Annotated in this window: 11 protein-coding genes and 1 pseudogene; 3 read left to right on the forward strand and 9 right to left on the reverse strand. The window is 73.4% G+C overall.

The window, feature by feature from the left end; translation table 11 throughout:
* Positions 1 to 539, reverse strand: a pseudogene (locus CCN39_RS44060) (sigma-70 family RNA polymerase sigma factor); the annotation flags it as partial.
* A gap of 49 nt (positions 540 to 588) precedes the next feature.
* On the reverse strand, positions 589 to 735 hold the full coding sequence (locus CCN39_RS50455) for a hypothetical protein (RefSeq protein WP_158104608.1): 147 nt from the start codon (positions 733 to 735) through the stop codon (positions 589 to 591).
* Between the two features lie 220 nt (positions 736 to 955).
* Here CCN39_RS50455 and CCN39_RS44065 point away from each other — a divergent pair, with 220 nt between their 5' ends.
* The gene (locus CCN39_RS44065; protein WP_086852695.1) at positions 956 to 2,383 is read left to right on the forward strand and encodes a phytoene desaturase family protein; all 1,428 of its coding nucleotides are present in this window, start codon (positions 956 to 958) and stop codon (positions 2,381 to 2,383) included.
* Positions 2,384 to 2,651: 268 nt separating this feature from the next.
* Here CCN39_RS44065 and CCN39_RS44070 read toward each other — a convergent pair whose 3' ends face one another.
* The 5 genes from CCN39_RS44070 to CCN39_RS44090 are packed head-to-tail and all read right to left on the reverse strand — an operon-like array spanning position 2,652 to position 7,511.
* Complete coding sequence (locus tag CCN39_RS44070; protein ID WP_143264388.1) at positions 2,652 to 3,275, reverse strand: response regulator transcription factor; 624 nt, start codon at positions 3,273 to 3,275, stop codon at positions 2,652 to 2,654.
* 26 nt (positions 3,276 to 3,301) lie between these two features.
* A complete protein-coding gene (locus tag CCN39_RS44075) occupies positions 3,302 to 3,853 on the reverse strand; it encodes a hypothetical protein (RefSeq protein WP_086852699.1) in 552 nt (183 codons plus the stop codon).
* A complete protein-coding gene (locus CCN39_RS44080) occupies positions 3,850 to 4,887 on the reverse strand; it encodes an alpha/beta fold hydrolase (protein ID WP_086852701.1) in 1,038 nt (345 codons plus the stop codon). Before CCN39_RS44080 ends, CCN39_RS44075 begins: the two co-directional genes overlap by 4 nt.
* A complete protein-coding gene (locus CCN39_RS44085) occupies positions 4,884 to 6,644 on the reverse strand; it encodes an ABC transporter ATP-binding protein (RefSeq protein WP_086852703.1) in 1,761 nt (586 codons plus the stop codon). The genes CCN39_RS44080 and CCN39_RS44085 overlap by 4 nt, the downstream gene beginning before the upstream one ends.
* Positions 6,645 to 6,653: 9 nt before the next feature.
* A complete protein-coding gene (locus tag CCN39_RS44090) occupies positions 6,654 to 7,511 on the reverse strand; it encodes an HTTM domain-containing protein (RefSeq protein WP_086852705.1) in 858 nt (285 codons plus the stop codon).
* 187 nt (positions 7,512 to 7,698) lie between these two features.
* Here CCN39_RS44090 and CCN39_RS44095 point away from each other — a divergent pair, with 187 nt between their 5' ends.
* Together CCN39_RS44095 and CCN39_RS44100 are read left to right on the forward strand one after the other, a co-directional pair.
* On the forward strand, positions 7,699 to 9,006 hold the full coding sequence (locus tag CCN39_RS44095; protein ID WP_086852709.1) for a M16 family metallopeptidase: 1,308 nt from the start codon (positions 7,699 to 7,701) through the stop codon (positions 9,004 to 9,006).
* A complete protein-coding gene (locus CCN39_RS44100) occupies positions 9,003 to 10,286 on the forward strand; it encodes a M16 family metallopeptidase (protein ID WP_086852706.1) in 1,284 nt (427 codons plus the stop codon). Before CCN39_RS44095 ends, CCN39_RS44100 begins: the two co-directional genes overlap by 4 nt.
* On the opposite strand, the gene sbnA is transcribed toward CCN39_RS44100, so the two are convergent.
* Positions 10,250 to 11,191: a 2,3-diaminopropionate biosynthesis protein SbnA gene (sbnA, locus tag CCN39_RS44105; protein WP_086852708.1), complete on the reverse strand. Its 942-nt coding sequence runs from the start codon at positions 11,189 to 11,191 to the stop codon at positions 10,250 to 10,252. The two genes, CCN39_RS44100 and sbnA, sit on opposite strands and share 37 nt — an antisense overlap.
* A gap of 88 nt (positions 11,192 to 11,279) precedes the next feature.
* Positions 11,280 to 13,150 (reverse strand): condensation domain-containing protein (locus CCN39_RS44110; protein ID WP_244211292.1); only part of this gene is annotated, 1,871 nt, incomplete at its 5' end.

Raw genomic sequence — 13,150 nt, forward strand, 5'->3', positions numbered from 1 at the left:
CGATCTTGCGCGCCGCGGCCGCGTCGACCTCGACCCGGCGGCGGTCGGCGACCAGGTGCTGCTTGGCCCGGCGGTAGATCTGCTGGCAGTGGGGCTCGGTGAGGTCGAGCACCTCGGCGATCTCGGCGTGCGAGTACCCGAACGCCTCGCGCAGCACGTACACGACGCGTTCCTTGGCCGAGAGCCGCTCCATCAGCGTGAGCATCGCGATGGAGACCGATTCGCGTTGTTCGACGGTGTCGGAGGGACCGAGCATCCGGTCCCCGGCGAAGACCGGCTCCGGCAGCCACTGGCCGACGTAGGTCTCCCGCCGGGCCCGCGCCGAGGTGAGCCGGTTGAGGCAGAGGTTGGTGAGCACCTTGGTCAGCCACGCCTCGGGCGTCTCGACGTGCCTCCCGATCGGCGGACTGCCAGCGCAGGAAGGTGTCCTGCACGGCGTCCTCGGCGTCGGCGGCCGACCCGAGCAGGCGGTAGGCGATGGCCTCCAGCCGCCCCCTGACGCTTTCGAACACGGCGACCTCGTGCGCACCCACCAGCATGCCCCCAGTGAACCACGCGGGCGGTGCCGGTGACCGGCGTTCCCGCGAGCTAGCCCGCCGGGAGCCGCCGGTCTTCGCGGGCGCGGCGGGCCGCGATGCGGGCGTCCGAGCGGGCCTGGCAGAGGGCGACCGCGAGCCGGGTCAGCACCACCAGGACCGCCACCGCCGCCACGATCACCTGCGCTCCGGTTCCCATCAGCCCGCCCCTTCCCGGCTCGCGTGCGTTCCCCTCATGACACCACCGCGGCCCCCGCCGCACCGGCCCGGCGGGCCGGGGTGGGGAAATCCCTCACGACCGCGGCCGGCCCGTCCGCCTTTCGAGGAACCTGCTCCCGGATCCGGCGCCTTTGCGCCCGCGAACCGCGGCCGGAGCCGAGACTGGGCGTCCGTGGTCCGCGGATGATCGGGAGCAGAGCATGAGCAGCGCCGTCGTCGTCGGAAGCGGGCCCAACGGGCTCGCCGCCGCCGTGGCCCTGGCCCGCGCGGGCGTCGAGGTCACCGTGCTCGAGGCCGCCGAGCGGATCGGCGGGGGCGCCCGGTCGACCGAGGCCATCCGGCCCGGCCTGCTGCACGACGACTGCTCGGCCTTCCACCCGATGGCCGTCGGCTCGGCCTTCCTCACCGGGCTGGGCCTCGACCGGTACGGGCTGGCCTGGGCGTGGCCGGAGATCGACTGCGCCCACCCGCTCGACGGCGGCGACGCGGCCCTGCTGCACCGGTCCGTGGCGGACACCGAAGCCGCGCTCGGCGCCGACGGCGCCCGGTGGCGGCGCGCGTTCGGCCGCCCGGCCGCGCGGTTCGACGCGCTCGCCGAGGACATCATGGGCCCGCTGCTGCGGTTCCCGAAGCACCCCTTGACGCTGGCCCGGTTCGGCCTGCCCGCCGCCCTGCCCGGCGCGGTCTTCGCGCGGCTGTTCGCCACCGAGCGGGCGCGGGCGCTGTTCGGCGGGATCGCCGCCCACGCGTTCCGGCCGCTGCACCACCCGATGACGTCGGCCATCGGCCTCGGCATCATCGCCGCCGGGCACCGGCACGGCTGGCCGGTCGCCGTCGGCGGTTCCGGCTCGATCACCACCGCGCTGGCGAAGCTGCTGGCCGACCTCGGCGGCCGGGTCGAGACGGGCGTGCGGATCACCTCGGCGGCGCAGCTGCCGCCGGCCGACGTGACGCTGTTCGACCTCGCCCCCGGCGCGGTCGCGGACATCCTCGGCGACCGCCTGCCCCCGCGGATCGCCCGCGCCTACCGCCGGTACCGGCACGGGCCCGGCGCGTTCAAGGTCGACTTCGCCGTGGAGGGCGGCGTGCCGTGGGCCAACGCGGCCGTCCGCCGCGCCGGGACCGTCCACTTGGGAGGAACGTACGCCGAGGTCGCCGCGGGCGAGCGCGAGATCCACGCCGGCCGGCTGCCGGAGCGGCCGTTCGTCCTGGCCGGGCAGCAGTACTTGGCCGACCCCGGACGTTCGGCGGGCGACGTCCATCCACTGTGGACTTACGCGCACGTGCCGCACGGCTACCCGGGCGACGCCACCGAAGCCATCATCGACCAGATCGAACGGTTCGCGCCCGGCTTCCGGGACCGGATCGTCGGCACGGCGGTGCGCTCGGCCACGCAGCTGGCGGTGTACAACCCGAACTACGTCGGCGGTGACGTCATCACCGGCGCCACGACCGTCCGGCAGCTCGTCTTCGGGCCCCGCGTCACGCTCTCCCCCTACGACGTCGGCGTCCCGGGCATGTACCTGTGCTCGGCGGCGACGCCGCCCGGCGCGGGCGCGCACGGCATGTGCGGCGCGAACGCGGCGGCCAGGGCCCTGCGCCGGCTCGCGTCGCCACGACGGCGCTGAGCGGCGATCCGCGTTCCACCGGAAGGGTTTCCGTGGAACACCGGTGGTTTGAGGGGGTGGCGGGGCCATACGCTGGTCCCATGGCCGGGCCCGGTGCCGATTCCCGGGTGGCCGGCCCCATTGCCGGGCCCGTGCGCCGTGCGCCCCCAGAGTGGGCGCGCGGGCCCGGCATCCCAAAAGCTTTCTTCCGCACGAAAGGGCCTTTCCCCGCGTTCGAAGCGAGGAAAGGCCCTTTTCGGCGGTTCCGCCCGCGGGGCCGGCCTCCCGGTCAGACCCCCGCGAGGCCCGACCGGTAGGCGCAGATCGCCGCCACCGTGCGGTTCGGCACGTTGAGCTTCCGCAGGATGCTCAGCACGTGGCTGCGCACCGTCGTCACCGAGATCCCGAGCTTGTCGGCGATCTCCTGGTTGGCGCAGCCCGCCGCGAGCAGCAGCAGCACGTCCAGCTCCCGCTCGGTGAGCAGCTCGCGCAGCTTCTGCGCCCGGGGACCGCGCGGGTTGCGGACCACCGTCTCGGCCACCGCGGCCAGGTACCGCGGCGGCGCGAACCAGTGGCCCGAAGCGACCCCGCGGATCGCCGTGACGAGCTCTTCGGCGGGGCTGGAGGTGAGGGTGACCCCCATGACGCCCCGCGCGAAGAGCCCGACGACGTGGTCCTCGGCCGGGTTGGCCGTCACCGCGAGGATGCCGCCCGCGGCGACCGCGCCGAACCGCTCGGCGAGCCCGGCCAGTTCCGGGCTCGCCGCGTCGACGATGCCCACGGCCCGGCCGGCGGCGCCGGCCCGCGCGCAGAGCTGGTCACGGTCCAGGACCAGCTCCACCGAGGTGATCTCCGGGGCGTTGGCGCGCAGCCAGCGGACGTTGTCCGCCGAAACGCTGAACGAACCCGTCATGAGGACCGTGACGCCGTCGGCCACGGTCAGGCCAGCGGGTGGGGGTTCGACAGGAAGAGCATCATCGGCTCCTCCGTCTCGTCGTACCCCGCCGACGTCGCGATGAGGAACTGCACGCGCTTGGCCTCCGGGTGGTGGGGCACCTGGTGGGTCGCGTAGTTCAGCAGGGTCAGGTACGGCACGGAGACCTGGACGTCCTCCTTGCGGTCCTTGAGGTCCGGCTGCATCTGGATCAGGCCGGACACGGCGTCGGTGACGACCTTCTCCGCGCGGCGGCCCGGGTACCAGAAGAAGTGCTGCCACTTGCGTTCCTCGACCTGGCAGTACTCCTTCCAGGGCGTGACCTCGCCTTCGGGCAGCTCGTCCCGGATCAGCAGGTGGTAGTCGTGCATGCCGGGCCGGGGCGCGAAGAACCGCCAGTCCGGGATGAGCGAGCCGGTCGGGTCCAGCTTGCGGATCTTGTCGAACTTGCGGGTGGGGTCCTGGCTCAGGGTGGTGGCGACCAGCCAGCTGCCGAGGACGCCGTAGAGGGCGTACCGGGCGCTGATCGCGGCGAGGGTGCGGGTCGAGGTGCTCACGGCTGGTCTCCCGGTGGTTCGGCTTCGACGAGTTCGACGGGTTTGACGGCCCGGCCCGTGCGGGCCGCGTCGACGACTTCGAGCACGGCCGCGGTCACGCCCCGCGCGGACCCGGCCGAGCACAACATCCCGAGGTGGGTGGCCCCGGGCAGGGTCTGCTGCACCGACACCGCGGACAGCGACGCGAGCTCGCGCTGCAGTTCGCCGTGCACCGGGTCGGCCTTCTCCGTTTCGTCCGCCGTCACGACGAAGAGCGGGACGCCGTCGGGCAGGGTGGCCGCGCGGATCTCTTCGACGACGTGGGCGAGCCAGGCGTCGATCTCGGCCTCCGAGGCGGCCCAGTTGCGGGTGGTCATCATGCGCGCGATCGTGGTCTTCAGCTCCACCTCGGGCAGGCCGGTGAGCTGGCTGCCGGAGTCGACCTTGCGCAGCCGGTTGCGGCCGAAACGGGACCAGAACAGGCTGCTGCGCACGCTGGCCCGCATCAGCGGCAGGCCGAGGCGCTGCCGGGCCGAGCGTTCGAGCTGCTCGGGGTGGGCCGCGTCGACCAGCACGACGCCGGCCACCCGGTCCGGGTGCTCCTGGGCGAAGGCGCGCAGCAGCATGCCGCCGTAGGAGTGGCCGACCAGGATCAGCGGGCCGCGGACGTCGAGCACCTCCAGCAGCCGCTCGAACTCGCCGCGGATCCGCTCGGCGGTGCGCGGCCGCTCGCCGGGCTCGCTCCAGCCGATGCCGGCGCGGTCGTAGGAGATCGTCGGCGCGACCTCCGCCACCGCCGCCTGCACCCGGCTCCACATCTCCAGCGGCGAGGACAGTCCGCTCTCGAAGACCACGGTCGGGCCCTCGGCGGGCTCGCCCAGCCGGCGGACGTGCACCTTGCGGCCGTCGACGTCGACGAGTTCGCCGAGGCCGGGCAGCTCCCGGTCGTCCCGGCGGGTCAGCACGTTCTGGTAGACCGCGCCCGCCGCGAACGGCACGGCGGCCAGCACGCCGGCGGCCGCGGTGAGGCCGCACTTCAACGCGAGCCGGTTCACGAGTTCCTCCCTGCGGTGACAACGGTGGCCTCGGGCAACAGCTGCGTCGCCACCAGCCGCTGGTAGAGGTCGTCGCCCGCGAGGAGCGACTGGTGGTCGCCGACCGCGCGGACCCGGCCGCCGTCGAGCACGACGATCCGGTCGGCTTCGACCACAGTGGACAGCCGGTGCGCGACGGCGATGACCGCGCGCTCGCGCGCCACCTCGGCGACCGCCTTGCGCAGCGCGAGCTCGGCTTCGGCGTCCAGCTGGGACGTGGCTTCGTCCAGGAGCAGCACGTCGGGTTCCAGCAGCAGCATCCGCGCGATCGCGATCCGCTGCCGCTGGCCGCCGGAGATCGCCGCGCCCGACTCGCCGACCCGGGTCTCCAGGCCGTCTTCGAGGCCGTCCACCCACTCGGCGAGGTGCGCCTGCTCGACGGCGGTGCGGATCTGCCCGTCGGTCGCGCCGGGGTTGGCGTAGAGCAGGTTCTCCCGGATGGTGCCGTCGAGGACCGGGGCGTCCTGTTCCACGTAGCCGATCCGGCCGCGCAGGGTGTGCAGGTCCACCGACCCCAGGTCGACACCGCCCAGCCGGATCCGGCCCTGCTGGGGCCGCCACAGGCCCGCGGCGAGGGAGAACAGCGTCGTCTTGCCGGTGCCCGACGGGCCGACGACCGCCGTCAGCCCGCGTTCGAGCGCGGCGAAGGACACGTCCTTGAGGACCGGCCGGTCTTCGGCGTAGCCGAAGGACACGGAGTCGTATTCCAGGACCGACGAGGAGAACGCGGGCTCGGCCGCGGCGTCCGCGACGCGCTCGTCCGGGAGGTCGAGCAGCCCCTCCACCCGCTGCCCCGCCGCCACGCCGAGCTGGATCTGCGCGAAGCTGGTGAACAGCGTGATGAGCGGCGTCAGCATGTAGAACAGGTAGAGCAGGTACGAGGCGAACCCGGCGGTGTCGAGTGCGCCACTGGCGATCCGGGCCGCGCCGAAGGTGAACACGACGGCGAACGAACCGTGGATGCCGAGGTTGACCAGCGGCGTCATCGCGGCCTGCAGCCGCACCGCGCGCATGTCGGCGCTGGTGGCGTCGGCGGCGTGGGTCAGGACCAGTTCGGTTTCCCGGTCCTCGGCGCGGCTCACCTTCACCGTGCCGATCGCGATCAGCGCCCGCTGCAGGGCGGCGCCGTAGCGGCCGACGGCTTCCCGGTTCTGCGCCATCGCCTTGCGCACCTGCCGGGCGACGAAGACGCTGCCGACCGCGGCCACCGTGAGGCACGCGACCGTGACGAGGGTGAGCAGCGGGTCGAGGAAGGTCATGAAGATGACCCCGCCGACGACGAGCACGAGGCTCGCGGCGATGTTCATCATGCCCATCATCAGCGACCCGTGCAGCAGGTCGGTGTCGGCGACCGCGCCGACGAACAGGTCACCGCGCTGGCGTTCGAGGTGGGACTTGACCGGGGCGCGCAGCAGCCGCCCGACGACCGAGCGCCGGGTGTCGAGCACCATCATCGCGCCGCAGCGGCCGAGCAGGTACATCTCGATCACGCGCAGCACGATGTCGCCGACGAACAGCGAAACGAGCAGGATCAGCGTCCCGGACGCCAGGGTCCGGGTGGTGAGCGCGCCGACGACGTCGCCGACGACCATCGGCTGGATCAGCGACAGGATCGCGCTGGCCAGGCCGACGATCCCGGCGATGCCCAGCGGTCCCCGGTAGGGACGCAGCAGGCGCAGGACGGTCCGGGTGCCGGACTTCTTCTTCTCAGCAGGCACGTCGATTCCCTACTGTCCCGCGATGAGGCGCTGGGACATGTGCTTGGAGTGGTGCACGACGCTGGGGTAGGTCGCGCTGAACGCCCACAGGAACCGGTTGAGGCCCATGAAGGCGGCGTTGCCGGCGTGGAAGGAGACACCGGTGCCGAGCAGGCCGACGGCGATCGGCTTCGGCGCCACCAGCGCGAGCGGGAAGAGCATTTCGCCCACCCACACGCCCCAGCCGCCCAGCCGGGCCAGCACCTGGTACTTCTTCAGCAGTTCGCCGACGTGCTTCTGCCCGTAGGTCTTGGTGCGGAAGATGCCCTGCATCGCGCTCCCGTCGCGCCAGTAGGGCGAAACCGCCTTGGCGAGCCCGGCCGCGAAGTAGGAGACCACCGACTGCCCGGCGATGAAGGCGGTGCAGGCCTTGCGCGCCTTCTCGTCGTTCGGGAAGAACTTGCTGGCCGCCACCGCGGCGCAGACGACGAGGTTGACGTGGTCGGAGCCGTCCGCGCCGTAGTTGCTGCGCAGTTGCATGAGGACGTTCGTGACGGCGAGGAAGGTCATCGCCGCGGCCTTGGTCTGCCGGTTGGTGCCGGGCAGGGCGACCAGTGTCGACGCGGTCAGCCGCAGCGACGTCAGCACCTGGATGCCCGGGCTGGTGAACACCTTGTCGAAGAGCTCGCCGGTCTTGCCCTTCGCCATCCGCTTCGACCGGGTCCGCCCGATGCGCCAGCTGATCAGGCCGTCGTCCTCGACGTCCTGCGGCCGCACCAGGGATTCCAGCGAACTGAGGATGATGCCCGTCGAAATGAGCAGTTCGGTCTCGCGCAGCGCCTTGTCGACGCCGAGCATCCCGCCCGGGATGACTTCCGCCTGTGCCATGCGTCGCTCCGTTGTCGTTCGTACGCCTCGCCCGATGACCTTCACCGGCGGCGAGACCGTTTTCACACGCACCGGTCGGCGTCGTCAATCCGGTGGAGACGCGGTTCCGGCAAACACGGAAGCCGCATCCGCCGAAGTGATGACCTCGCGCCCGCGGCCGCCGCGGACGGCTACCGTGGCGACGGTCATGAACAGCACTCTGCGCGCCGATCGGCGCTACCAGCTCACCCCGCACGTCCTGCCGAACGGGCTGCGGGTGCTCGTCGCGCCCGACCACGACGCCGAGGTCGTCGCGGCCACGGTCGTCTACGACGTCGGCAGCCGGTCGGAACCCCGCGGGTTCAGCGGGTTCGCGCACCTCTTCGAGCACCTGATGTTCCAGGGGTCGGCGAACCTGCCCCGCGGGGCGCACGCGCACTACGTCCAAAGCTGCGGCGGGGTCTTCAACGGCACGACCCACCTGGACTACACCGAGTACTACCAGGTGCTCCCGTCGTCCGGCGCGGAGCACGCGGTGTTCCTCGAGGCCGACCGCATGCGGGCGCCGGCGCTGACCGCTTCGAGCCTGGCCAACCAGATCGACGTGGTGGCCGAAGAGATCACCGGCGCGATCCTGTCCCGCCCGTACGGCGGCTTCCCGTGGCTGCCGCTGGCGCCGCTGGTGTTCGACAGCTTCGAGAACGCGCACAACGGCTACGGCGCCATCGACGAGCTGCGGACCGCGACGACGGCCCAGGCGCAGGCTTTCTTCGAGCGGTACTACGCGCCGGGCAACGCGATCCTGTGCCTCGCGGGCGATGTGTCCGCCGACCGCGGAGTCGAGCTCGCCGAGCGGTACTTCTCGGACATCCCGGCGCGGCCGGTGCCGGCCCGGCCGGTGATCGCCGAGCCGGACCTCACCGCCGAGCGCCGGGATTCCTATGTGGACCCGCTGGCCCCGCTGCCGTTGTTCGCCTCGGCGTGGCGGGTCCCCGATCCGGCGGCCGATCTGCGGGGCTACCTCGCGTACCTGGTGCTGTGCCTGCTGCTGACCGACAGCGCACTGGGCCGGCTGACGCGCCGCCTGGCCCGGCGCGACCGCTGGGTGTCCTCTGTGGACTGCGGGCTGGGGCTCACCGGCGAGGTCTTCGGCGTCCGCGACCCGACGTGCCTGGTCCTGACCGCGAGCCCGGTACCGGGCGGGCCGGGAACGGACCCGATCCTCGCGGCGGTCGACGAGGAGATCGAGCGGCTCGCCACCGAGGGGCCCGACCCGGCCGAGCTCACCGCGGCGACGCGGACGATCAGCGCCCAGCTGGTCCGCATGCTCGACGGGCTCGCCGCCCGCGCCCGGCTGCTCGCGGTGTTCGCGCTGCAGCACGGCGACGCCGGCGTGATCAACGAACTGGGCCCGCTCAGCCGGGCCGTGACCGCCGCCGACGTCCGGGCCGCGGCGGCAACGCTGCGCCCGGACCGGCGGGCGACCGTCGAACTGCACCCGGGAGCCGCCCGATGACCACCTTCGACCTGCTCGACGTCCCCGCACCCGGCCCGCTGCGGCTCCCGGAAGTCAGCGAACGGACCCTCCCCAACGGCCTGCGCGTCCTGGCCACCCGCCGCGCGAGCACCCCGCTCGCCGAAGTCTGCCTGAGCATCCCCTTCGCCCACGCCGACGCCGCGACCGCCGTCCTGCTGGCCGGTGCGCTGTCCGACGAGTCCCGCACCCAGGACCGCGCGCGGGCGATGGGCGGCGGGCTGTCGGCGGCGGCGGACGCGGACCGGCTCCGGATCGCCGGCAGCGTCCTCGCCGACCAGCTGCCGGCCTTTCTCGCCCTGCTCGAGGAAATCGTCACTGCCCCGGCCTACCCGGCCGCCGAGTTCGCGATCACCGTGGACAACGCGGTCCAGGGCACGATCGCCGTCCTGGCGAGCCCGGCCCACCACGTCGCCGAAGCGCTCAACACCCGGATGTTCGGCGACCACCCCTACGGCCTGCCCGTGCCGCGGCCCGAGGACTTCCGGCGGACGGACCGGGACGCGGTCCGCGCGCTGCACGCCGAACGCGTCCTGCCGACCGGGGCGTGCGTGGTGCTGGCGGGCGACTTCGATCCCGCGTCGGTGCTGGATCTCGTCGAGCGCGCCTTGGGCGGGTGGCAGCCGGGACGCGGGGTCCCGATGCGCCGTCCCGGCTCCTGGGTGCCCGGCCGGTCCATTGTGGACGCGCCGGGCGTGTCGCAGTCGCTGCTGCGGATGGCGCTGCCCGCACCCCGCTACGACGCTCCGGACCACCCCGCGCTCGCACTGGCCGCGATGGTGTTCGGCGGGTACTTCTCCTCCCGGCTCGTCCAGAACATCCGCGAGGACAAGGGATTCTCCTACTCCCCGCGCAGTTCGCCACTGCACGTGGCGCAGGCGCACCTGGTCACGGTCTCCCTCGACGTCGTCACGGCGAACACGGCGGCGGCGGTCGAGGAGGTCCACGCCGAGCTGACCGGCATGGCGGACCGGCCGGTGACCCCGGCGGAACTGGACCGCGCCCGCCGCTACTCGGTCGGCACGCTGCGGCTGCGGCTGGCGACGCTGACCGGGCTGGCCGCGACGCTGGGCGAACTGGACCTGCACGGGCTGCCGCTGTCGTGGCTCGGCGGGCACGACGCCCGGCTCGCCGCGGTGACCCCGGACGAGGTGACCGCGGCGGCGCGGGCGTACCTGGCCCCGGAGAGGGCGATCACCGTGCTGCTGTGCGACGAAGAGCGGGCCTACCCGGGCAGCTTCCGCACCCAGTCGTCGTTGTAGACCGAATCCAGGTAGCTCTCGCCCAGGTCGGGGGCGATCGCCACGGCGGTGACGTCCCCGCCCGGGCGGTTCCGGGCCAGCCAGCGGCGGGCGCCGGCGACGACCGTCCCGGTGGAGCCGCCGAAGACGAACCCGTGTGCGGCGAGCTCGCGGCACGTCGCGACCGTTTCCCGCTCGTCCACGATCACCACGTCGTCCACCACGGACTCGTCGAGCTGCTCGGGACGCATCCCGGTGCCGAGCCCGGGGATCATCCGCACTCCCGCGGGGCCGCCGAAGTTCACCGAGCCCACGACGTCGACCGCGACCACCCAGGCGTTCTGCCGCCGGTCCCGCAGGTAGCGGGCGCAGCCCATGAGCGTCCCGGTCGTCCCGGCGCCGATGAAGACCACTTCGACACCGGGGAACGCGGCCAGGATCTCCGGGCCGGTCGTCCGGTAGTGCGCACCGGAGTTGTCCGGGTTGCCGTACTGGTTCAGCCACACGACACCGGGGTCGGCCGCGCAGAGCTCCTGCACGTGGTCGATGCGCGCGGCGAGGAAACCGCCGTCGGCCTTGGGTTCGGTGATGACGTGCACCTCGGCGCCCAGCGCCTGCATCATCCGCCGGCTGGACAGCGTGCAGCGCGCGTCGGTGACGCAGACGAAGCGGTACCCCCGGCTCGCGGCGAGCATGCTCAGCGCCACGCCGAGGTTGCCGGACGAGGATTCCACGATCGTCATCCCCGGCCGCAGCACCCCCCGCCGTTCGGCGCCTTCGACCATCTCGGTCGCCGCCTTCAGCTTGATCGACCGGGCGAAGTTGAAGCCTTCGCACTTGAGGAACAGCGGGACCCCCATGCTGTCGTGAAGATCGACGTAGAGGTCGCCGCTGTTGAATTCCGCCGGAGAACGGATAACGGTCACCCGGGTAACGTGTCACGCCGTCCGGCTCCGCGTAATCCGCGGGACGCCTAGGTGATTTCCGGGGAACGAGGGGGTTCCCGGCCGCGGCTCACCGGCGCGTCACCCGCCTGGCCCGCCCACGGGATCGGGCCGCGGCCAGCACGTCGTCCGCCGGCTCGGCCACCGCCGGTCCCGGGGCGAGGTGCGCGGCCAGCTCCCGCAGGCTCGGGTGGGCGAACAGGTCCAGCACGGTGACCGGCCGGTCCAGGTCCGCCGACAGCTCCCGGTGCGCCCGCACCAGGGTCAGCGACGTCGCGCCCAGCTCGAAGAACGTCCGCAGCGGGTCCAGCTCCGCGGCCGGGACGCCCAGCAGCCGGCCGAGGACCGTGGCGATCCGCTGCTCGACCGCCGGGTCCGCGCTGCCGATCCGCTGCCGCGGGACGCCCCGGTCCACGACGGTCGACGCCCGCGCCAGCCCCCGCGACGCCAGCCCGGCCGGGTCGGGTTCGGCCCACTCCGTCGTCCCGGCCACCTCGACGAAGGCCGCGAACAACGGGTCGAGGTAGCCGTCCGGGAAAGCGGCGTCGACCGCGTCCCAGTTGATCCGCAGCGCCCCCTGCGCCTCGAACACCTGGCAGTCGAGCACCACGTGCGGGGTCTGGCTGATCGCGTATTCCGTACGCCCGAAGCGGGACAGCAGCCGCGACGCGTCGGCGGAGGCGCCGTCCGCGGTGCGCGTGCTGCCGAGCCCGCTGGAGAACACGACCGGGAGCAGCACCTGGCCGCCCCGCCGGGCGGCGAGCTCGCGCAGCACTTCGTTGCCGTGCACCTGCCCGTGTTCCAGGTCCGCGAGCAACCGCTGTTGCAGCGACCGGGCGCGGTCGGCGTGGCTGCCCGCGACGCGGTCCACGTCCAGCAGCACCGTCGACGTGTAGTCGCCGATCACGCCTTCGTGCCCGGCGGGCCGGTCGAACGACGTCACGACGAGCGTGAAGCGGTCGCCGCCACCGCCCGCGTGCAGGGTGTCGGCGAGCGCCGAGAGCAGCAGCCCGGTGGGTGTGACGCCGTGGCGGCGCGCGGTGGCGCACAATTCCTGCCAGCGGTCCGCGTCGATCTCCGCGTGCCGGCGGGTGAACCGGACCTTCCCCGCGCCGGGTGCCCGGACCGGCAGGGCCGGGCCGTCCGCCATGACGGCGGCCGCGCGGCGCCAGTACTCCCGCGACCGTTCCGGGGCGTCGCCGCGCCCGGTGACCCACCGGGCGAACGTCGCCCGCGGCGGGGCGGGCAGCCGGGCCGGGTCGTGGTAGGCGGTGACCAGCTCGTCGGCGAGGATCACGGCGCTCTGCGCGTCGCAGAACAGCAGATCGAGTCCGAAGTGGACCCGCCAGGCGCGGTCGTCGAGCCGGCTCGCGGCGACGTGCAGCAACGGGCCGGCGGCGGGGTCGAGGACGCGGTGCGAGCGCTCCTCCCGGATCCGCGCGGCGTCCTCCGGGCGGCCCCGCAGGTCGAAGACCTCGACCGGACACGGCGGCGGGGTGTCCGCGACGGCCTGCAAGGTGTCCGGCGTGACGGTGGCACGCAGCATCGGGTGCCGCGCGAGGATCGTGCGCAGGGCGGTCTCGAGCCGTGCGGGATCGAGGTCGAGGACGTCGACCTCGGTGTAGTAGTGGGGCGCGACGGCGTCGCCGAGCCAGGTGTCCACGCGGCCGACGAGGTAGGCGAGCTGCATTTCGGTGAGCGGGAACGGCGCCTTGCTTTCCCCGGCCCGCAACCGGACTTCGACGAGGTCCCGGCCACCGGGCAGGGTGGACTCCTCGACGCGGTAGCCGGAGTGGCCGGCCCAGTCGTGCAGGTCGCGGAGCCAGCGCCCGGCGTCGACGAGCGCGTCGGCCAGGGTCCGGTCCGCGGGACGCTCGAGCCGCATGGCCAGCACGAGGCCGCCGGGGTCGGGCAGCCCGGCGGCCGGGGGTTCCGGAGCGG

The sequence above is a fragment of the Amycolatopsis kentuckyensis genome (genome assembly GCF_002155975.1).
Classification (GTDB): domain Bacteria; phylum Actinomycetota; class Actinomycetes; order Mycobacteriales; family Pseudonocardiaceae; genus Amycolatopsis; species Amycolatopsis kentuckyensis.